The organism is Massilia sp. Dwa41.01b (assembly GCF_014171775.1).
Lineage (GTDB): Bacteria > Pseudomonadota > Gammaproteobacteria > Burkholderiales > Burkholderiaceae_D > Telluria.
The window spans coordinates 3,451,123-3,471,299 of record NZ_CP050454.1; the positions used below are offsets into that span (position 1 = coordinate 3,451,123).

17 protein-coding genes, 1 tRNA gene and 1 pseudogene are annotated in these 20,177 nt (G+C 69.4%); 11 read left to right on the forward strand and 8 right to left on the reverse strand.

The window, feature by feature from the left end:
* Positions 1–49 precede the first annotated feature (49 nt).
* From G4G28_RS15790 to G4G28_RS15815, 6 genes are all read right to left on the reverse strand, one after another.
* Positions 50–1,639 carry a DUF349 domain-containing protein gene (locus G4G28_RS15790; RefSeq protein WP_183107562.1) on the reverse strand — a complete coding sequence of 530 codons (1,590 nt, stop codon included), beginning with the start codon at positions 1,637–1,639 and terminating at the stop codon, positions 50–52.
* Positions 1,636–2,790 (reverse strand): hypothetical protein, encoded by a 1,155-nt coding sequence (locus G4G28_RS15795; protein WP_183107563.1) that lies wholly within the window; start codon positions 2,788–2,790, stop codon positions 1,636–1,638. Before G4G28_RS15795 ends, G4G28_RS15790 begins: the two co-directional genes overlap by 4 nt.
* Positions 2,791–2,968: 178 nt before the next feature.
* Complete coding sequence (locus G4G28_RS15800; RefSeq protein WP_183107564.1) at positions 2,969–3,220, reverse strand: hypothetical protein; 252 nt, start codon at positions 3,218–3,220, stop codon at positions 2,969–2,971.
* Positions 3,175–3,555 (reverse strand): hypothetical protein, encoded by a 381-nt coding sequence (locus tag G4G28_RS15805; RefSeq protein ID WP_183107565.1) that lies wholly within the window; start codon positions 3,553–3,555, stop codon positions 3,175–3,177. The genes G4G28_RS15800 and G4G28_RS15805 overlap by 46 nt, the downstream gene beginning before the upstream one ends.
* 307 nt (positions 3,556–3,862) lie before the next feature.
* Positions 3,863–4,780 carry a DUF2804 family protein gene (locus tag G4G28_RS15810; protein WP_229507676.1) on the reverse strand — a complete coding sequence of 306 codons (918 nt, stop codon included), beginning with the start codon at positions 4,778–4,780 and terminating at the stop codon, positions 3,863–3,865.
* Positions 4,777–6,018 carry a winged helix-turn-helix domain-containing protein gene (locus G4G28_RS15815; RefSeq protein ID WP_183107566.1) on the reverse strand — a complete coding sequence of 414 codons (1,242 nt, stop codon included), beginning with the start codon at positions 6,016–6,018 and terminating at the stop codon, positions 4,777–4,779. Before G4G28_RS15815 ends, G4G28_RS15810 begins: the two co-directional genes overlap by 4 nt.
* A 129-nt stretch (positions 6,019–6,147) precedes the next feature.
* Here G4G28_RS15815 and G4G28_RS15820 point away from each other — a divergent pair, with 129 nt between their 5' ends.
* The 7 genes and pseudogenes from G4G28_RS15820 to G4G28_RS15850 all read left to right on the forward strand — a co-directional run bounded on the left by G4G28_RS15820 (position 6,148) and on the right by G4G28_RS15850 (position 14,456).
* Positions 6,148–7,389, forward strand: a complete 1,242-nt coding sequence (locus G4G28_RS15820) for an exonuclease SbcCD subunit D C-terminal domain-containing protein (RefSeq protein ID WP_183107567.1) — start codon at positions 6,148–6,150, stop codon at positions 7,387–7,389.
* The gene (locus tag G4G28_RS26535; RefSeq protein WP_183107568.1) at positions 7,386–9,797 is read left to right on the forward strand and encodes an AAA family ATPase; all 2,412 of its coding nucleotides are present in this window, start codon (positions 7,386–7,388) and stop codon (positions 9,795–9,797) included. Before G4G28_RS15820 ends, G4G28_RS26535 begins: the two co-directional genes overlap by 4 nt.
* Positions 9,798–10,013: 216 nt before the next feature.
* A complete protein-coding gene (locus G4G28_RS26540) occupies positions 10,014–11,141 on the forward strand; it encodes an SbcC/MukB-like Walker B domain-containing protein (protein ID WP_229507677.1) in 1,128 nt (375 codons plus the stop codon).
* A 118-nt stretch (positions 11,142–11,259) separates the two neighbouring features.
* Positions 11,260–12,678, forward strand: a complete 1,419-nt coding sequence (locus G4G28_RS15835) for a hypothetical protein (protein ID WP_183107569.1) — start codon at positions 11,260–11,262, stop codon at positions 12,676–12,678.
* A 265-nt stretch (positions 12,679–12,943) separates the two neighbouring features.
* The gene (locus tag G4G28_RS15840) at positions 12,944–13,153 is read left to right on the forward strand and encodes a hypothetical protein (protein ID WP_182988997.1); all 210 of its coding nucleotides are present in this window, start codon (positions 12,944–12,946) and stop codon (positions 13,151–13,153) included.
* A 1-nt stretch (position 13,154) separates the two neighbouring features.
* Positions 13,155–14,293: pseudogene (locus G4G28_RS15845) on the forward strand (methyltransferase).
* A gap of 86 nt (positions 14,294–14,379) precedes the next feature.
* A tRNA-Met gene (locus G4G28_RS15850) sits at positions 14,380–14,456 on the forward strand.
* Here G4G28_RS15850 and G4G28_RS15855 read toward each other — a convergent pair.
* Positions 14,427–14,729: a hypothetical protein gene (locus G4G28_RS15855; protein WP_182988999.1), complete on the reverse strand. Its 303-nt coding sequence runs from the start codon at positions 14,727–14,729 to the stop codon at positions 14,427–14,429. The genes G4G28_RS15850 and G4G28_RS15855 overlap by 30 nt on opposite strands.
* 79 nt (positions 14,730–14,808) lie before the next feature.
* On the opposite strand from G4G28_RS15855, the gene dbpA reads away from it, so the two are divergent.
* The 4 genes from dbpA to G4G28_RS15875 all read left to right on the forward strand — a co-directional run bounded on the left by dbpA (position 14,809) and on the right by G4G28_RS15875 (position 18,373).
* On the forward strand, positions 14,809–16,215 hold the full coding sequence (dbpA, locus tag G4G28_RS15860; protein ID WP_182989000.1) for an ATP-dependent RNA helicase DbpA: 1,407 nt from the start codon (positions 14,809–14,811) through the stop codon (positions 16,213–16,215).
* Between the two features lie 127 nt (positions 16,216–16,342).
* The gene (locus G4G28_RS15865; protein WP_183107570.1) at positions 16,343–17,257 is read left to right on the forward strand and encodes a hypothetical protein; all 915 of its coding nucleotides are present in this window, start codon (positions 16,343–16,345) and stop codon (positions 17,255–17,257) included.
* Complete coding sequence (locus tag G4G28_RS15870; protein WP_183107571.1) at positions 17,254–17,886, forward strand: hypothetical protein; 633 nt, start codon at positions 17,254–17,256, stop codon at positions 17,884–17,886. The genes G4G28_RS15865 and G4G28_RS15870 overlap by 4 nt, the downstream gene beginning before the upstream one ends.
* Positions 17,887–17,896: 10 nt before the next feature.
* Complete coding sequence (locus tag G4G28_RS15875) at positions 17,897–18,373, forward strand: TssQ family T6SS-associated lipoprotein (protein WP_183107572.1); 477 nt, start codon at positions 17,897–17,899, stop codon at positions 18,371–18,373.
* Positions 18,374–18,443: 70 nt separating this feature from the next.
* Here the strand turns inward: G4G28_RS15875 and G4G28_RS15880 are convergent, their stop codons facing one another.
* A complete protein-coding gene (locus G4G28_RS15880; protein WP_183107573.1) occupies positions 18,444–20,048 on the reverse strand; it encodes an amidase in 1,605 nt (534 codons plus the stop codon).
* Between the last annotated feature and the right edge of the window lie 129 nt (positions 20,049–20,177).

The window sequence follows — 20,177 nt, forward strand, 5'->3', positions numbered from 1 at the left end:
CACCTGCGCACCCACTGGCGCGCTCACCTGGCCTCGCCCGCCGTGCGCATCACGAGCTGCTCGACGCGCATGGCAGTGCGCTCGTCGGCCAGGGCCGGCAGCGCGCAGGCTGCGCAAGCCCTGCGCGGCCGCACCCTGTCCTGCGCCCTGTCCTGCGCCCTGCCCGACTCCCTTGCCCGCGCCTTTGCCACTGTCCTTGCCGCCTGCTTTCAGCGTCGATTGCAGGGCCTCGACCTGGAGCCGCAAGCGGTCGCGCGCGAATTCGGCGCCGCTGTCGATGCCTGCCGCGACTTCCTGGCGCAGCAATTCGTTGAGGAGGGTCGTGCGGTTCGCTTCGAGCAGGCGGGCGTAGGCGCCGCGGTCGCCGTCCGTGGCATGCAAGGCGGCCTCGAAACGGGCGTCGAGTACCGTGTCGTACTCGGCACCGGCAGGCACCAGGGCGGCCCAGCGCTGGCGCCACTCGCCGGCATCGAGCACCACGTCCTGGCGCGCCAGTGCGTCTTCCAGCGCCTGGCAGGTGCGCAGCTTGTCGCGTACGGCGCCGGCAACAAGCATGCCGGCGGCGCGACGGGCCAGGTCGGCGTGGTGCTGCACCTTGGCCACGGCCTCGTGGTAGCGCTTCTCGACGCGCCTCGTGGGCCCGCGGTACCGGGCCGATCGCCTGCCATTCGGCCGCCGCCTCGCGCAGCAGCTTGCCGGCGCTGGCGGGGGTGGCGTCAGGCGCGGCCGCTTCCAGCCGGGCGCTGATCGCCTCTTTCGCCGTCTCGTGGGCGCGCCGCTCATTGTCCGCCGCGTGCGCGCTCTCCTTGCGCCGCGCGAACAGATCGTCGCAGGCGGCGCGGAAACGCTGCCACAAGGCCTGCTCGGCCTTGCGTTCGAGCGGAAGCGCGCGCGCATGTTCCTGCCAGCGGGCCTGGATGTCGCGCAGGCGGTCGACGGCGTGGCGGTCGTGCGGGTCGAGCGCCGCGACTTCCTCGATCAGGCGTTCGCGCCCGCTCACTTCCATCTTGCGCTGCTCTTCGAGCGGTCCCTGCAGGGTTGTGAGCGCGGCACCGAAGCGCTGGTCGAGACGCTTCTTGTCCTTGCGGTCGATGGCGCCCAGGTGGCTCCAGGCCAGGCGCAGGCGCTGCACCGTGCCGGCCACGTGCTTCCAGTCGGCTTCGCCGGACTGCAGGCGCGCGATCTCGGCCTCGGCTTCCTGCACCAGCGCCTCGCCGCGCGCGGCATTCGCGTGGCGCTCGTCGGCCAGGTGGCGGAAGTGTGCGGCGGCCGGGGCGTAGGCGGCGCTGCAGGCGCGGTCGAAGCGCTCCCACAGGCTTTTCGGCGCCGCCCCGGACAGGCTGTCGAGCGCCTTCCAGCGCTCGCGCATGCTGCCCACTTTCTTGGCCAGTTCCGCCATCGGCAGGTTCTGGGTCGTCAGGCCTTCGACCGTCTTGATGAGCTCTTCGCGCGAGACGTTGCCGCCCCAGCGCGCCCAGTCGGACAGGCGTTTCAGTTCCGCGCGCAGCTGGGCCAGGCGGTCGGCCTGGGCGGCCGTCAGGCGCATGCCCGTGCCCTTGGTCTCCTTCAGTGACTTGTCGAGCTCGGCCGCGGTGCCGAGCGAGCCCTGCTGGAGGGCCGCTTCCAGCGCGTCCATCATGTCGATGAAGCCCTGGTCGGCGCCTTTGGTGGACGGGCGGGCCCGGCGGCGTGGCGGCCATCTGCAGTGCCCTCGCTCTCCGGATGGTCCGGCGCTGGGGTGTGCCCGGCATCCGGCCCTTTCTGCCGGCCGCCGTGGGCGGCACCCGGAGCGTGCGTGACCGGCGCGGGTTCGCGCTTGCGCACCGGTTGCGGCAGGCTGGCCAGCAGCGCATCGAAGCGTGCCTGCAGCGCGGCGGCGGCGGCCGCGGCAACATCGGCCGGCGGTGCCGGCAGCTTTTGCCAGGCCTTGCGCAGGTTGTCGGCATGCAGTTCGGCTGGAGGCTGGGCCTGCCATTCGGCCAGCAGGGCCTCGCGTGCGGCCAGCGCCGCCCCGGCCTGTTCGAGCGTGGCCAGGCTGGCATGCAGGCGTGCGTGCTCGGCGGCGAATTCCGCCACCAGCGCGCGCGGCAGCGAGGCGTGTTCGGGCGCGGCCAGCGCAGCTTCCTGCTCCTGCCCCATGCGTTCCAGGCTGGCCGCCAGCTCGGCGGCATTCAACCCGGCCGTTTCCAGGCGGCGCAGCGCCGCCAGGCGGTCGATCATGGCGCGCTGCAATTGCACTTGCGTTTCCAGGCGGGTGCCGAGCCGGGCGCGCACGGCGGCGAAAGCCTCGGCCAGCTCCGGCGCCTTGATGACCGACCATTTACGGTCGAGGTCGGCGACCTGGTTCGGCGTCAGGTGCGCGTCGCCTTCGAGTGCCTGCGCGCTGTCGAGCACGGCCTGGCCACGGGCGAGCTCGGCGTCGTGGTGGCGCAGGGCATCGAGCCGTGCCTGGGTCAGCTTGGCGACGCGGCGGTCGAGGTTGCGCATGGCCGTGTGCACGCGTTCGAGCGCTTCGCGGCTGTGCAGGTGCTCGGCCGCGGCCAGGCGCAGCTCGGAAAAATCGGCGTGCAGGATGAATTCGACAGCGCGCATTTCGTCGCCGCCGAGCGACTTGAGCTGTTCGGCCTGCTGCTCGCGCTTGCGGGTGTTCGCGGCGGCACCGGCGGCACCGGTGCCGGTGCCGGCTGACGGGGCGTTCGCTCCGCCCGCGCCGGATCCTGGGCCGTCCGCTTGCGCACCCCGCCCTTCGCCGGACTTGCCGCCCTGGCGCTTGAATAGGAATTCGAACATGATGAAATCGCGCTTCCAAAACCCCCATCATAACAAAGAAACATGGCGGCTTTTTCTGGCGCGCCCGGCAGGCGCGCGGGACGCGGGTCGTACCCGGCAACGCGGTCCGCCAGCAAACCGTCCACGCACCGCGCCGCGGCAGCTTGCCGGGGCAATCCACGCCGGCAAGGCGCGCCGGTCAGTGCGCGTAGACGGGTGGCCCCTGCCTGCGTGCGTGTTCGCTGCGCGCGGCCCGGGCCGCAGGGGGCGGCTCGCGGCTGCGGCGTTCCTCGCGGTAGGCCTCGTGCGCGAGCATCTGGTTGGCAACCGCAAACCAGGTTTCGCCCGCAATGGCCGCCCGGGCGACCGGGAACAGTTCGCGCTCCTCGCGCTCGAAGCGCTGCGTCAGGGCGGCGCAGAACCGTTCGACGGCGGCGCAGAAGGCGTCCACTGTCTCTTCGTCGTCGATGCCCTCTTCCTGCAGGCGGCAGGCGTCGCCCGGGCGTCGGCGGCGCAGCGGCTGAGCATGTCGAGCTCGCGCAGCAGGGGGTCGGCATCCGGGCCGCTACCGCGCAGCGCCGGCAGCAGGAAGGTATCGAGCTTGCGGCGCAGGCTGCCTTCATACAGGCGACGCAGGGTATCGCATACATATTCCGCCTGGCCATGGGTCAGCGCAGTCTGGCGGGCATAGGCTTTCTGGACGAGCTGGTGCACGGCATGCAGGCTGACGCGCAGGTTTGTCTGCTCGACAGACAGCGCAACGAGCGTATAGGTCGCGGTAAGCATTCGGTCTCCTCTCGGTGTCGCCAACGCAGGAGCATGCTCCGCGTACATACGCGGGAAGCGCCTGGCTGGACATACTGGTTTTGGTGAGGCTGAATGTATTGTGTCGTTCTCATCAGCCCGAAGGAACTAGTAGTTTAGGGAGCCACCGTGATGCAGGTTTGATATATCGCAAACGCGTGGGAGTCCCTGGCGACGTGCGGGTCAACCGCCCTGCATGCGCTGCGTTGCTTTTTGTCTTGTCTCTTACCAGACGGCGCGGTGGTCCTCGGCCAGGCCGCACAGGTCGCTGACCGGATGGCGCGGGCCGTCAGCCCGCACGCGCACCCAGCCGTCGAAGCGGCCGATTCCCCGGGCGCAAGCGGCTGCTCGCGACCACCAGGTGCTTGTCATCGTGGCGCATTCCCTCAGGCACGAAGCGCAGCGCCAACAAGCCGTCCTCCGTGTCGAGTTGCCAGGCGCCGCTCGCCTCGACGGCGATCCGCACCGCCCCCAGCGGGATCAGTTCGCCATCGAGCCAGAGTGCGTTCTCGGCGTCGCCAAAATAGCCTGTTTGCAAGTTAAAACCGAGCCGCGGCCCATGCGCCGAGATCCAGCGCCAGTGCGTCTGCCGCCCCAGCAGGCCATTCGAATAATCGTAGCTGGCGGTGCCGCCATCCAACCGGTAGTGGCGCCCGCCCGCTTCCAGCCTGCCCTCCAAGGCCAGGCCGGGCGACTTCTGGGTGCTGTGGACGGCGCCGCCGTCCAGTGTCGGCCCGACCGCCAGCAGGCGCGGCCCCTCGCCTGCGTAGCGGGCGTCGATGCGCATGCCGCCGGCGCGCACCTGCAGCCGGTGCCCGTGTGCGCCATCCGCGTCGATGACGATGCGCCGCCCCGGCAATGCGAAGCGCGCGCCTTCCATTGCCGTGTGTCCGACGCTGGCCGTCAAGCCCGGAAGGCCGAGCGGCGAGAACGCATCAAGGAAAGCGCCCGTGGCGCGGTCGAACACATAGGCAAAGGCCGTGTTGCTCCAGCCGATGTCGACCACCGCCACGGCGCAGAACACCTCCTCGGTCGCCAGCGCCACGAAATGCCAGCGCTTGTGGTGCAGGCGCCGCCACAGGGCGCCGCGTGCGTGTGGCGCTGCCAGGTGCGTCCAGCCGGGTGCGCCGGCCAGGCCCCGGAACCGCCCGCACAGCGGCAGGCCGTCGCTGCCGACCACATCGACCGGGGCCGGCGCCAGGCTCATGCCGCCTCGGTCTCGCCAGCCAGCGGGGCCAACCGTCTAGCCAGTCCAAGCGGCTCGGTGCGCTGAACCAGTACTTGCGGGCAGCCGTGCCAGCGGGCGCAGCGCGCCAGCGCCGCGGCCACGTCGCGCAGCAAGGCATCCGTGAGTCGCAGGCCGGGCTCGAACCAGGCATCCTTGACTTCGAACACGCCGCCGGCGCGGTGGGCCTTGGCATCGATGCGGCCGACCAGCTGGCCGCGGCGCAGCAGCGGCAGCGTGAAGTAGCCGTGGCGGCGCCTGGCGGCCGGCGTGTAGCACTCGAGCCGGTAATCGAAATCGAACAGTTCGAGCGCGCGGCGCCGGTCCCACACGACCGGGTCGAAAGGCGACAGGATCGTGGTCAAGGTCGGCGCCAGCTTGCCCTGCTCGGCCTGGCGCGCCAGCTCCAGGTGGCCCGGATGAACGTACAGCGGCTCGTTCCAGCCCTCCACCCGCACGGGCAGCAGCAGGCCTTCGTCCGCCAGCGCGGCCAGGTCGACATGCGGGCGGCGGGTGCGGTGATAGTCGGGCACCCAGGCCGCGCGCGCCACGCCGAGCGTCTTGACCGTCTGCAGTGCAAAAGTGCGGCGCACCTCCGCCAGCGCGGGCATGCGCGCATCGTCCCAGCCCGGCAGCACGCGTTCGGCCAGGTCGTAGACGCGCTGGAAATTGTGGCGGCGCGCGATCATCAGCGCCCCCGACGTGAATAGCACCTCGAGCGAGCGCTTTTCCGGCTTCCATTCCCACCAGCCGTTGGCCTTGCCATCGGTGCGTTCGAAATCCGACGAGCGCACTGGCCCGTGGGTGCGCACATGCGCCAGCAGCGCCGCCACCTCGCCCGCGCGTTCGCGCATCCAGGTGGCCGAATACTTCCAGCCCATCGCAGCCGGGTCGAGCATGCGGTGGCGATACAGGCCGTAATCCTCGACGGGAACGAAACAGGCCTCGTGCGCCCAGTACTCGAACAGCTTTCCTTCAGCCAGCAGTTCGTCGAGCCAGGCGGGCTGGTAATCGCCCAGCCGGCTCCACAGCACCAGGTAAGGGCTGCGCGCGACGACGTGGATGGTGTCGATCTGCAACATGACCATGCGGCGGATGGCATCGAGCACATCGGACCTGGTGGCCTTGCGCCGGCGCGGCTGCAACAGGCCCTGGGCGGCCAGGTGCAGGGCCCTGGCGTCCGCTTTTGACAGGTGCAACTGGTTCTCGTAAATACTCATGCAAATATTCTAATGACGAATCGGCATCCGCCGCACATCGATGCCGGAAATTTTTTGAAGCGGCCCGGCAGCTGCGCTATAGTGCAGCCGAAGCATCCCATCCCTCACAAGACCCGAACGCGATCCTCCATGCGGCTGTTGCACACTTCCGACTGGCACCTTGGCCAGACCCTGCACAACTACGACCGGACCTACGAACACCAGTGCTTCCTCGACTGGCTGCTCGATACCATCGTGCAGGAAGAAGCCGACGCGCTGCTGATCGCGGGCGATATCTTCGACAACGCCAATCCCTCGTCCGCCGCCCAGCGCCAGCTCTACCGTTTCCTGCAGCAGGCGAAAACGCGCGCGCCGCGGCTGCAGATTGTCGTCATCGCCGGCAACCACGATTCGCCTGGCCGGCTGGAAGCGCCCGGCCCGCTGCTGGAAGCGCATGGCACCATCGTGATCGGCAACGTCGTGCGCGGCCCGGACGGCACGATCGACCTCGAGCGCCTGGTGGTGCCCCTGAGGGACAAGATGGGCGAGGTCAAGGCCTGGTGCCTGGGCGTGCCTTTCCTGCGCCCGGGCGACGTCCCGCGGCCGGATACCGAAGGCGACGCCTACCTGAACGGCATCGCCCTGCTCTACCGCCAGGCCTTTGAACGCGCGAAGGCGCGGCGCCACCCCGGCCAGGCGATCCTGGCCATGGGCCATTGCCACATGGTCGATGGCCAGTCCTCGATCGACTCCGAGCGGCGCATCGTCATCGGCGGCACCGAGGCGCTGCCTGCTTCGATCTTCGATCCCGAAATCGCCTATGCCGCGCTCGGCCACCTGCACCTGGCCCAGCGCGTCTGGAAAAAGGACCACCTGCGCTATTCCGGCAGCCCCCTGCCGCTGTCGTTCTCGGAGATCGGTTACCAGCACCAGGTGCTGCGCATCGACCTCGATGGACCGGTGGCAAAGGAGGTCACGCCGCTGTTCGTGCCGCGCGCGGTCGAGCTGCTGCGCGTGCCGCCCAAGCCCGCTCCTCTGCCCGAGGTGCTGGGAGCGCTCGACGCCCTCGAGCTCGATCCCGACCTGCCGCCGCAATGCTGGCCCCACCTGGAAGTGCGGGTGCTGCTCGACGGCCCCGAGCCGGGCCTGCGCGCGCAGGTGGAGGCCGCGATTGCGGGCAAGCCGGTGCGCCTGGCGAAGATCGAACCGACCCGTAAAGTCGTCACGCGCGCGGATGGCGCCGACGCATTGACGCTCGACCAGTTGGCCCAGCTGCAGCCGGACGACATCTTTCGCCGCCTGTGGCAGCAGCGCTTCGGCGAAGACGCGCCGATTGATCAGCTGACGGCCTTTGCCGAACTGATGCTGCCCGGCGACACGGAGCGCGCATGAAGATCCTGCGTATCGCGGGACGCAACCTGGCGTCCCTGGCGGGCGACTTTTGCGTCGACTTCGAGAGCGAGCCGCTGGCGTCAAGCGGCCTGTTCGCCATCAGCGGCCCGACCGGCGCGGGAAAAAGCACCCTGCTCGACGCCCTCTGCCTGGCTTTATATGGCAACACGCCGCGCCTGCAGGGACGCGGCAGCCGTGGCGCCCTGCCCGACGCCGGCGGCGAATCGGTATCGACCCTCGACGCCCGCAACCTGCTGCGCCGCGGTGCGGCCGAGGGCCATGCGGAAGTCGATTTCGTCGGCAACGACGGCGTCCACTACCGCGCGCGCTGGAGTGTGCGCCGTTCGCGCAACAGGGTCAGCGGCCTGCTGCAGGCCTCGAACATGACCCTGCACCGGCTGCCCGAACTGGCGCCGCTGGGCGGCACCAAGACCGAGGTGGCGGGAGAAATCGCGGCCCGCATCGGCCTCTCGTTCGAGCAGTTCACCCGTTCCGTCCTGCTGGCGCAGAACGAGTTTTCGGCTTTCCTCAAAACCGACGAGAACGAGCGCGGCGAGCTGCTCGAAACCCTGACCGGCAGCGCCGTCTACAGCGAGATCTCGAAGCGCGCCTACGAGCGCTATAAACAGGAGCAGGACGCCGTGCGCCGCTTGAGCTCGCGCCTGGCCGACCACGCGCCGCTGGCGCAAGAGGCGCGCGAGCAGCTCGACGCCGAACGCGCCGCGGCGGAGGTGGCGCTGCAGGCCGTCGACGTGCGCCGCGCGCTGTTAGAGGCCCAGCTGCGCTGGCACCAGGAAAGCGAACGCCTGCGCCAGGGCGAAGCGCAGGCGCAGGCGCAGCTGGAAGACGCGCAATCGCAGGTGGCAGCGGCGCAGGAAAGGCGCGTGCGCCTGGCCACGCTCGACGAGGTGCAAGCCGCGCGGCCCCTGATGACGGAACTGGCGCGCCTGGATGCCGAGCGGGTGCAGGTCGAGGCCACGCTGGCGAACGGCCAGGGCGAACTGGCGCGTGCCGTCGACGCGGCGCGCCAGGCGGTGCAGGAAGTGCAGGATGCCGCCGCCGCGCTCGAGGCAGCGGAAGCGGCACAGTTGCAGGCTGCGGCGCAGTTGGACAGCGCCAAGGCGTTGGATGCGACGATTGCCACGCTGGCCGGCGCCCATACCCAGCTGGCCAGCCGGCGCGACGAGGCCGCGGCCGACGGCGCGCGCGCGCGTGCACTGCTGGAAGATGCGCAAGCCCGGCTGGCGCAGACCCGGCAGGCCGCCGCGCGCAGTGCCGAATGGCTCGCCGCGTACAGCCGTCACGAGACCCTGGCCCTGCAATGGCCACGCTGGGACAAGCTGTTCCACCAGGCCGCGCAAGCCGCCGCGGCCGAGGAAGCCAGCCTGGCGGCGCTGGCGAAGGCCGAGCGCGCCCGCGTGAACGCGGCCGCCACCGCGCAAGCGGCGCAGGACGCCGCCGAACGCGCCGCGGCACGCATCGCCGAACTCGATAGCGCGCGCCAGGACGCGACAAAGGCACTGGCCGGCTTCGACCTCGACGCCTTGCAGTCGGAACGCGCCGCGCTCGAGGCGCGCCGCGAAGCCCCTGGCCACCGCCACGCGCATCGCCAAAGGCCTGCACCTCACGCGCGAGCACCTGGCACGCATCGATGCCGAACGCGAACGCACCCGCGCCTCGCGCGCGGCGGCAGAAACCGCACTGGCCGCAGCCGCAGCGGCCGAACCCGCCCTGGCAGCCGCTGCCGCCCAGGCCGAGCATGCGTTGAGCGCCGCCGAACTGGCCATCGCGGACAAGGTCGAGGCCCTGCGCGGCGCGCTGGTCGATGGCGAGCCTTGCCCGGTCTGCGGCAGCGAAGCCCACCCCTATGCCCATCAGGACGAGCGCCTGCATGCGGTCTTCGACCTGCTGCGCGGCCAGGTGGCCGAGCGCCGCGCCGGGGTGCAGCGCAACCTGTCGGAACAGGCGACGCGACGCGCCCAGGTCGAGTCCAGCGGCGAACGCCTGACATCGCTCGACGCGGGAGCGCATCGCCCTGGCGGCAGACCTGGCTGAACTCGACGCCGCCTGGCAGGCCAGTCCGGTGGCGCAGGATGCCCCTGCCGCGGGCGAGCGCCAGCCCGGTTCGAAACCCAGACGGCGGCCGTGATCGAAGCCTTTGCGGCAGTCGACACACGCCAGCAGGCGGCGCGCCGCGCTGCCCAGGCGCGCGAGTCGGCGCAGGCGGCCTTCGAGGCGGCCACCACCGAGCACGGGCGCCTGCAGGGCAGCGCCCAGAATGCACGCAACGCGCTCGCCGCGCTCGAGACCGAGCACAAAGCCCTTGGGGCCCAGCGCGAGCGCGAAGGCGCGGCCCTGGCGGCCGTGCTGACGGAGCTCGATGCCGTGCTGAGCGAGTCCGCCGGTGACGGCTGGCGGGCGCTGTGGCGCCGCAATCCGGCGCAATGGCATGCCGCGCGTGCCGCGGAGGCCAAGGCATGGAACGCGCAATCGTCGCAGCTGGCCGAGCAGCGCGCCGCCTTCGCCTCGCTCGACGCGGCGCAGCGCGAGGCCGCCGTACGCGCCGAACACGCCGCCAGGGCCGCGGCTGCGGCTGCCGAAGCATTCGAGCGCAGCGAAGCGCTTTGCGCGAACAGCGCCTCGCCCGCGTCGCCCTGTTTGACGGCCGCGCCGTCGGCGAGGTGGAAAACGCACTGCGCCGTGCGGTCACTGGCGCACGGGAACTGCTGGCCTCGCGCCAGGCCCTGGCGACGGGCGCGGCGGCGGTCGAGACACGCGTACGCACTACCCTGGCCCAGGCCCGGAAACGCATTGGCTCGCTGCAGGACGATGCGCGCGACGCCGCCGCGCGCCTGGCCGACTGGATCGAGGAGTACGCGGTCCACCACAGCGACCTTGAACCGGTCGACAACCAGTCCAGGCTGGCGGGCCTGCTCGCGGTCGGCGCGGCCTGGATGGCGGCGGAGCGCGGCGAACTGGCGGCACTCGACGCGGCGCTGGTCAGGCCGCCGCCGTGCTGGCCGAACGCAAGAGCCAGCGTACGCTGCACGAGGAAAGCGCGGCGCAGGACGCTGCCATGGCGGACGGCGCGGCCGTGGCCGATGCGCTTGCCGCCGTGCTGGAAGAACGCAGCGCCGTGCACGAGCAGGCCACCGCCCTGCGCCTGCAGGCGTTTCATGACGACGCGCCGGGTAAAGGCGCAGGCGATGCTGGCCGAGATCGAGCGCCAGCAGGCGATCGAAGCGCGCTGGGGACGCCTGTCGGAACTCATCGGCTCGGCCGACGGCAAGAAGTTCCGCAACTACGCCCAGCAGTTCACGCTCGACGTCCTGCTCGGCTACGCCAACAGCCACCTGAACCAGCTGGCGCGGCGCTATCGCCTGGAGCGGGTCGACAACGCGGGCGCCCCCTCGCTGGCGCTGATGGTGCGCGACCAGGACATGGGCGGCGAGATCCGCTCCGTCAATTCGCTCTCGGGCGGCGAATCCTTCCTGGTGTCGCTGGCGCTGGCCCTGGGCCTGGCTTCGCTGTCCTCGAACCGGGTACGGGTGGAATCGCTCTTCATCGACGAAGGCTTCGGTTCGCTCGACAGCGATACCCTGGGGGTGGCGATGGACGCGCTCGACGCCCTGCAATCGATGGGCAGGAAAGTCGGCGTGATCTCGCACGTGCACGAAATGACGGAGCGGATCGCGGCGAAGATCCTGGTGCGGCCGAGTGGCGGGGGCAGCAGCACCGTGATGGTGAACTGAGCGGCGGCAGGCACTTCTTTTCTTGCCAAGTTGGCAAGTTCGGTCGTACACTGGCCCGCGCCTTCGTCGCGTTGCCGGCATCCGACCGGCCGTCGCAGGCTTTTCTTGAACCTGCCCAATGTTTCGACGACTCTTTCTCGCCCTGCTGAGCTTTGCCTTCTCCCTGCCTGGCTGGGCCTGCATGCCGCCCACCCAGGGCGAGAGCGCAGGCTTCGTGCGGCCCGACCTGGGACGGCTGCCGAAAAACGCACTCGGCGTGATGTTCAACCCGCCTGGCGACAGGGTGAGCGCGCGCGACTTCCAGGTCAGCTCCGCGCAGGACAAGCGCCTGCTCGCCGTGCGCGTGCGCGAATTCGGCAAGAACATCGCCTGGGTGCGGCTCGAGCTGGCCGGGGGGTTCCAGCCCGGCGCCAGCTACACCTTCCGCTACCTGCCCCGCCATGGCGACTGGGAATATCCCGACCGGATGAGCGTGGCCATCGACGATGCGATCGTCTCCACCGATGGCCCTTATGCGCTCGCACTCGAACCCCGGCCCCGTCACCGCGCGATCCGGGTGCCGACTTCCTCGGGCGAGTGCTTCGCGCCGTCTGCGGCGATGGTGCGGGAGTTCGCCCATACCGTTCCGCCGGCGCTCGCGCCCTATGCCGATGCGCTGCATTACGAGGATTATCTGGCTCCCGTCGCAGGGCGCGGCCCCGCAGCTGCAAGTCTCAGCGACGGCTGGCGCAGCATGCCGACGCTGTACGAGAGATTCCGTTACTCGCTCGGAGGAGAAGCCAGCAAGCACTACAGCATGCGCAACAATGCCGTGGTCGTCGCTTGCGGCGTACGTGCGCCCCTCATGCGGCTGAGCAGCAGCGTTACCTTTCCCGAACTCGACTTCCGCGAACACCGGCTGCCTGCAGTCGATATCGACATGAACCGGGACGTCGCAGGGCAGTGCAGCCAGCTCGACGCCTTGCTTGCCAGCCTCGACCCGCGTGCGCCGGAGACAGGCTTGCGCGAACTGTGCCGCAACTACCTGTTCGTCATGTACCCGATGAGCGATCTCGGCATGCGCGGCACCCAGCGGGCAGCCTTCGAACTGGACGAATGGAAGCGTGCGCTGTCCTTCTTCCGGGGTATGTCGCCAACCTGCACGCTGACCGGCCTGGCCCATCTGTGGCATACGGGGCGGTACCGGACAGACCCGCCGGCACTGCACCAGCTGGGCACGGCCCTGGGTGAAGGCATCGGCGGCGCCGACGCGCCAACCGCCGAGGCGGCCATCCATGCGCTGGGCTACCTCGTCGACCAGCTCCCGCCGCGTACCGTGGCCGGCATCGCGCGGAACCTGCTGGCGCCCGTCCAGCCGGCGCTGGTAGAGGCGCTGGCGAGCGACCGCCCGCCCCGGCCGGATGAGGTCGCCCGACTGATCGTCCTGGGCGGCAGGCCGACGCCGGCGCTGCGCCGGCTACTGCAGGATATCGTCAGGCGCGGGGCGCCCGCGACCCTGCAGGCGCGCGCGATTCTTGCCGTCGAAAGCGCCCGCTAAGTACTCGACCGAAAATAAATGGGAGTTTTGGCAAACAGAACTGGATGCGGTGCAAGGCGGCGAGCGCGCCGCAGTGCGAGCACTGCAAGCGCGAACCGACGCAGCAACGCGCCGGTTCTGGAAGCCAAAAACACATTTATTTTTGGGTGAGTACTTAAGTCCCTGTGCCGACCCGGTCACCGGCGCGCGAGGACAGGCATTGCGCCCGCCTGCGTGCCGACACGCGATGTACAATGCCGCCTTTGCACATCCACGCCCAACCACCATGAAACCCGCTCGCACCCTCACCTTCAAATGCGCCAAGTGCGCCAAGAACGTCACCGTCTTCCTGCAGAAAGTCTCGGCCTGCTCGCACATCCAGCCTTACCAGGGCATCTGCGGCTGCGGCGAAGTACGCCGCCATGCAACCGGCAATCCGGACGCCGTGAAATCGTTCATGGAGTCGGGCGACGGCAACTGGCATCACCATCATTGACATGACGCGTATCGAATGGCAGGAAGGTGGCGGGCAGCGCTCGGCGCTGTGGCGTTCCGGGAGCGGCTGGCCGGCCCCTCAAAAGATCGTGATCGCCGACGACACGATGACGGCCGATGCGGCCTACCGCCTGGCGCTGGACGGCACCGCCCTGCTCTGGCGCGGCGACTTCCAGAATGCGCGCCAGCTGCTGCAGGCGCTCGCGCGCCGCATCGACCAGAAGCCGGCACGCTCAAAACGCGTCAAGGCTGGCGCCATCGCGCCGACAATCACAGAACAGTTCCACCGGCACCGCCTGGCGCAGCTGCAGCGTGCGCGCACGCTGGCCATGCTCCTGATCCCGTTCGATCTCGACTACACGATCCCGCTGCGCCGCGCCCCCGATGTGCGCCAGGCCTGCAACGAGGCCTATGGCGCACAGCAGGAACCGTTCGTGGTCTCGCTGCGCGAGCTGCTCGGCCTGATCGGTGCGCACGAATGGCGCAGCAAGGGCGTGCCGATTCCGGCGCTCGATGCACGCATCCATCCCCGGTACGGCGTGTTCTCGCCGGTGCGCGGCGAATACGTCGAGCTGGTGGCGCAGGCGCCCTTGCCCGCCCATGCGAAGACCGCCTTCGATATCGGCGCCGGCACCGGCGTACTCTCCGCCGTGCTGGCGCGCCGTGGCCTGCGGCGCGTCCTTGCCACCGACATGGACGCGCGGGCGCTCGGCTGCGCGCGCGAAAATATCGCGCGCCTTGGCCTGGACGAACAGGTCGACGTGGTCGAGGCCGACCTGTTCCCCGCAGGTCAGGCCGACCTCGTCGTCTGCAATCCGCCATGGCTGCCGGGAAACCCAGTTCCGCGATCGAATATGCGATCTACGATCCGGACAGCCGCATGCTGCGCGGCTTCCTCGGCGCATTGAAGGATCACCCGGCACCCGGCGGCGAAGGCTGGCTGGTCCTGTCGGATTTTGCCGAGCACCTCGGCCTGCGTTCGCGCGAGCAGCTGCTGGGCTGGATCGCAGCGGCCGGGCTGGCAGTGGCGGCCCGTCACGACGTGCGTCCGACCCATCCGAAGGCCCAGGATGCGGACGATCCGCTGCATGCGGCGCGGGCGAAGGAAGTGACCTCGCTGTGGCGCCTGCGCGTCGCATAGCCGGCTTCCTGACGCGCGGAATGCCCCGAAAACGGACGGCGCATTCACATATTTGCATCCTGCGGCGCGAAGCAGTACAATAGCGCTGCGGGGTGGAGCAGTCTGGCAGCTCGTCGGGCTCATAACCCGAAGGTCACAGGTTCAAATCCTGTCCCCGCAACCAAACACGAGTATCAAACGAGCCCGACTCTTGCAGCCGGGCTTTTGTTTTCTGGGCCCTGCACGCCGGATGAGAGACAAGAAAGACAACGCCACGATCGATCTGCCGGGTTTCGAAGCGGTCGCTCCGCTCGAAGCCGGCGTTCTCGCCCAGGCCGCGCAGCTTGACTCCAGGCGCGCACCCCGTCCCCGTCGCACGGCCTTGAAGCAGGAACAGATATCCCTGCTCGAAGAAACCGATACCACCGGCCTGCCCGTCTGGCGCCGCGACGATCACCTTGATTTGACCGGATTGCCGGTCTGGGCGCCGGCTCCAGATTAGTCGGCCCTCGCTCTCTGTACTGGCTGGAGCCCGCATGACTACTTCTTTCTCCGCGCTGCCGCTGGCACCGCAATTCCTCGCCAACCTGGGTACGCTCGGCTACAACGAGATGACCCCGATCCAGGCCGAGAGCCTGCCTGCCGTGCTTGAAGGGCGCGACCTGATCGCGCAGGCGGCCACCGGCAGCGGCAAGACGGCGGCCTTCGGCATCGGCATCCTGAACAAGCTCAATCCCGCCTGGTTCGCAGTGCAGGGCCTGGTGCTGTGCCCGACGCGCGAACTGGCCGACCAGGTAGCCGGCGAACTGCGGCGCCTGGCGCGCGGCGTCGGCAACGTCAAGATCCTCACGCTCACCGGCGGCGTCGCCATGCGCCCGCAGATTGCCTCGCTCGAGCATGGCGCCCACATTGTCGTCGGTACGCCGGGCCGCATCCGCGACCACCTCGGCCGCGCCACGCTCGACCTGTCGAAAGTCCAGACCCTCGTGCTCGACGAAGCCGACCGCATGACCGACATGGGTTTCTACGACGAGATCGCGAACATCGTGACGGCCTGCCCCCAACGCCGCCAGACCCTGCTGTTCTCGGCCACCTACCCCGACGACATCCGCCACGCCACCGCCGGCTTCCTGGTCGACCCGCTCGAAGTGGTGGTGGAAAGCCGCCACGACGACAGCAAGATCGAGCAGCGCTTCTATGAAGTCGGCTTCGACAACCGCGACGAGGCCGTGGCCCGCCTGCTGCGCCACTATAGGCCGGTGTCGGCGCTGGCCTTCTGCAATACCAAGGCCCATTGCCGCGAACTGGCCGACACCCTGCGCGACCAGGGTTTCTCGGCGCTCGCCCTGTACGGCGAACTCGAACAGCGCGAACGCGACGAGATCCTGATCCTGTTCGCCAACCGCAGCTGTTCCGTGCTGGTGGCCACCGACGTCGCGGCGCGCGGCCTCGACATCGCCAACCTGGAAGCGGTGATCAATGTCGACGTGTCGAAAGACGCCGAAGTGCACGTGCACCGCATCGGCCGTACGGGACGCGGCAGCGAGACGGGCCTGGCCCTGTCGCTGTGCGCACCGAACGAAAAGAAATGGGTACGCCTGATCGAGGAAATGCAGGGTTCGCCGGCCAGCTGGTACAAGCTCGACGACCTGGGCGACTCCGTCCTGCCCGCGGAGCCGGCGCCGATGATGACCCTCGTCATTTCCGGCGGCAAGAAGGACAAGCTGCGTCCGGGCGACGTGCTGGGCGCGCTCACCGGCGACGCCGGTCTCGCCAAGGAACAAGTAGGCAAGATCAATGTTACCGAGTTCCAGACCTATGTCGCGATTGCGCGCGAGGCGGCCGACATGGCCTTCCGCAAGCTCAACGCGGGAAACCGCCTCGGACCGGACTTCGGCAACTTCAAGGGCCGCAGTTTCAAGATGCGTTTCCTCGAGCTCTGACAAGTGGGCGCGTGCGCGGAACTCCTCGGTGCCGTCCGCGGCCGGCGATGCCGCGCACGTTTGACTCAGCAGCGACACAATTGCTGCAAATCTGGCATGATTTTGCTAAAGATAAACTTTTAGCCCAATGACCAGTCCAAGCACAACCATCTACACCCCGTTCGCGGACGGACGTACGGTGCACGACATCGTCGAGCACAGTCCCGCGCTGGTGAACGAAGCGTGGTGCAGGAATCTGTTACGCCGGGTCCTCGATTCGCTCGAACAGCAATATGCCAGCGGGGCGCCGCACCGCCGCATCTCGCCCGAGACCCTGGTCATGCTCAACAACGGCGAAGCGCTGCTGCTGCCCGCGGCCGAGGATGGCGGCGAGGAATTGGCCGGCGCCGAGCCCACGCTGGCCGGCGACCTGCATGCGCTGGCACAGGTGGTGCACTACGCCATCACCGCCGAACTGCCGCCCGATGGCCCGGTCGGCCCCCGCCTCTACGACAACTACAGCGACGAGCTGACCCGGGGCATCGACCGCTGCCTTGGTCCCAACCTGCGCCTGCGCCCGAAAACGGTTCCCGAGATGCGCAGCCTGCTTGGCCTGGAAGGCGGCGCGTTCGCGGGTGGCGAGGCGCGGGCGCAGGACGATTCGCTGCCACAACTTCACGGCGCCGGCCCGGTACAGTCTCGCATTGTCCTCCAGCCGGAAAACGCGGCCATGACAGGCGAGCACGCGCTGGACGCCGCGCATGGGGCGGGGCCGATGCATGCGAACGACACCGGCCTGCACGCGGCTCCGGTCGAGGCCCACGGCATTGCCGGCTTTGCGCCGGTGGACACCGCCCTGCCGCAAGCGGCCGTCCGCGCAACCGCCGCGCATGCGGAGGCGAGCCTGCTGCGCCAGAGCGCGACTGAGGCCGGCCCAACCGCCGCGACGGTCGCCACGCCGGCCCCGGCAAAGGACCGGCCGGCGCTGCCGCCGCAACACCGGCCTTCGGACACGCGCCATGGGAAGGCAGCCGCCAGCGCCGCATCCAGCGCTGGGCCATGATCGCCGGCGCGGCCGTCGTCCTGCTGGCGGCGGGTGGCGCCCTCGTCTCCTTCCTGCAGCAGAGCGATTCGGCCGATATTCCCGCGCTCGCGCTGCCGCCTGCCGCACCCGCCGCGGCGGGTCCCGACGCCGGCGCCGCCATACCGGCCGATACGGCAACGGCAAACGCATCCGGCGCGGTACAGGATAGTGGCAGTATGCCGGCGCCAAACGCGCAGGCGCCCCTTGACCCCGGCGCGCCTGCGGACGCCTCCGGCAATGCCCCGGGCGCCATCGCCTCGGGCGCGGCAGATCCCGCAGCCGTCGCTGCTGCGCCGGGCACCGCTCCGGAACCGGGCGTCTTGCCCGGCGCCCCGCCGGGGACGACGCCTGGCCTTGCTGGCGCGCGCAGCGCCGACGCGGTCGTCAACGGCACGACCTATAAACTGCGTATCAAGCCCTGGGGCACGGTGTACGTGAACGGCGTTGCCCGCGGCGTCAGCCCGCCGGTCAAGCGCCTCACGCTCGGCCCGGGCAAGCACACGATCCGGATCGTCAACCCGAACTTCCCCGAGCACGTGAGGACCCTCACGGCCGGCGGACAGGAAGGTGCGACGATCGAACACGATTTCACGGCTCCGGCCGATTAAGGAAGCTGCCATGACCCGTTTCCTCCCGCCTCGCCTGTTCTGCGCGCTGCTGGCGAGTGCCCTCCTTGCCGGCTGCGCCGAGCTGGCGCCCATTTTCGACCGCAAGGCCGAACCCGAGCGCGACCGTACTCCGGCCCGCGAAGCCAGCCGCGGCGAGGCGCGTACCTCCGCGCGCAGCGATCCGCGCGCCGACTCCGGTCGCGACCAGGTGGCCCTGCGCGAAGGCATCCGTCTCTACAACGAGGGCGATTTCAACGGCGCCATCAAACGCCTGGGCTCGGCCGACATCCGCGGCGGCTCGCCGCTGCGCACGCGCGTCACCGCCCTGAAGTACACGGCATTCAGCTATTGCGTCACCTCGCGCCCGAAGCAATGCGAGCAGGCTTTCGAGAAGATCCTGAAGATCGACCCCGACTTCACGCTCGAACCGGGCGAACAGGGCCACCCGCTGTGGGGACCGGCTTTCGAGCGCGCCAAGCGTAACTGAAGGGCGGCGCCAGCCCAGCCTGGCGCTGTGCCGCCAGGCTGGGCTGCCTCGGTCCTAGCCCTGTCGGCCCCTACCCCTTGATGTTGACGCTGGCCGGGAAGGTCGGTGCGCGGCGGCGCTTGCTGGCCTGTTCGTAGGCATAGGCCATGCCGATCAGCGTCGCTTCGCTCCAGGCGCCGCCAACAAACGACAGCCCGACCGGCAAGCCGTGCACGAAACCGGCCGGCACCGTGATGTGCGGGTAGCCCGCCACCGCCGCCGGCGACGAGAAGCTCATGCCGTAATGGTCGCCGTTGATGTAGTCGGTCAGCCAGGCCACGCCGCCGGTGGGCGCCACCAGGGCGTCGAGCTTGTGCTCGCGCATCACCTTGTCGATCCCCTCCTCGCGCGCGTAGCGCCGGTTGTTCGCCAGCGCCTCGCGGTAGGACTTCGCGTCCAGTCCTGGCTTGCCCTGGGCGGCGACCAGGTGCTCCTGGCCGAAATAAGGCATTTCCCGGCTGGCGTTCTTTTCGTTGAAGGCGATCACGTCCGCCATGTTCTTTACCGGCGCATGGGGCGCGTAGCCTTCCAGGTAAGCAGCGAGGTCAGGCTTGAATTCGCAGAGCAGCACTTCGACTTCGGTCTCGTTGTACTTGTCGGTGTTCGGCACCTTGACATCGACCAGGATCGCACCCTGCTCCTTCAGGATCGCCAGCTCCTTCTCGACGATCGCGTCGATGGCGGTGCTGCCGCCGAAGAAATTGCGCGCCACGCCAATGCGCTTGCCGCGCAGGCCATCGGGACGCAGCGCCGCGGCGTAATCGCTGCCCTTGCCGGCGCTGTCCTTTGTGACCTCGTCGCTCGCGTCGACGCCCGTCATTGCCGCCAGCATCAGGGCGGCATCGGCCACGCTGCGCGTCATTGGCCCGGCGGTGTCCTGCGAGTGCGCAATCGGAATGATGCCGCTGCGGCTGACCAGGCCCAGTGTCGGCTTGAAGCCGACGATGCCGCAGCTCGAGCTGGGCGAGACGATCGAGCCGTCGGTTTCGGTGCCGACGGCGAGCGTGGCCAGGCTGGCGGCGATGGCCGCGCCGGAGCCGGAACTCGACCCGCTCGGATTGCGGTCGAGCGCGTAGGGGTTGCGGGTCTGGCCGCCGCGTCCACTCCAGCCGCTGACGGAATGGGTGGACCGCATGTTCGCCCATTCCGACAGGTTGGTCTTGCCGATGATCACGGCGCCGGCAGCGCGCAGGCGCTCGGCAACGAAGGCATCGCGGGTGGCGCGCACGCCGGCCAGGGCGAGCGAGCCGGCGCTGGTGCTCATCTTGTCGCCGGTGGCGATATTGTCTTTCAGAAGCACGGGAATGCCGTGCAGCGGACCGCGCAGCTTGCCGGCCGCGCGTTCACGGTCGAGCTCGGTGGCGATGGCGACGGCGTCGGGATTGAGTTCGATGACCGCGTTCAGGCGCGGCCCGGCCTTGTCGAGGGCCGCGATACGCGCCAGGTAGCGCTCCACCAGCTTGCGCGAGCTGGTCTTGCCGGCCGCCATGGCCGCGCCCTGCTCGCGTACACCTGCCTCGAGCAAGGCGTCGGTGGCGCCGGCCGCGGCTGCCTTCGGCTTGGCCGCCATGGCCCCGCTCGCTCCGGCAACCGCACCCGCCGCCACGCCCAGCCGAACAAAATCCCTGCGATCCATGTGTCCCCCAATTATTTATAGTGAAGCAATAGGATAGCAGTGCTTGCCATTCGACACCATTTGCACCTGGACAGGCGGTGCGCGTCCGGGACAGCGAATGCTGGCGGCGAAAAAAAACGCTGCCATCGC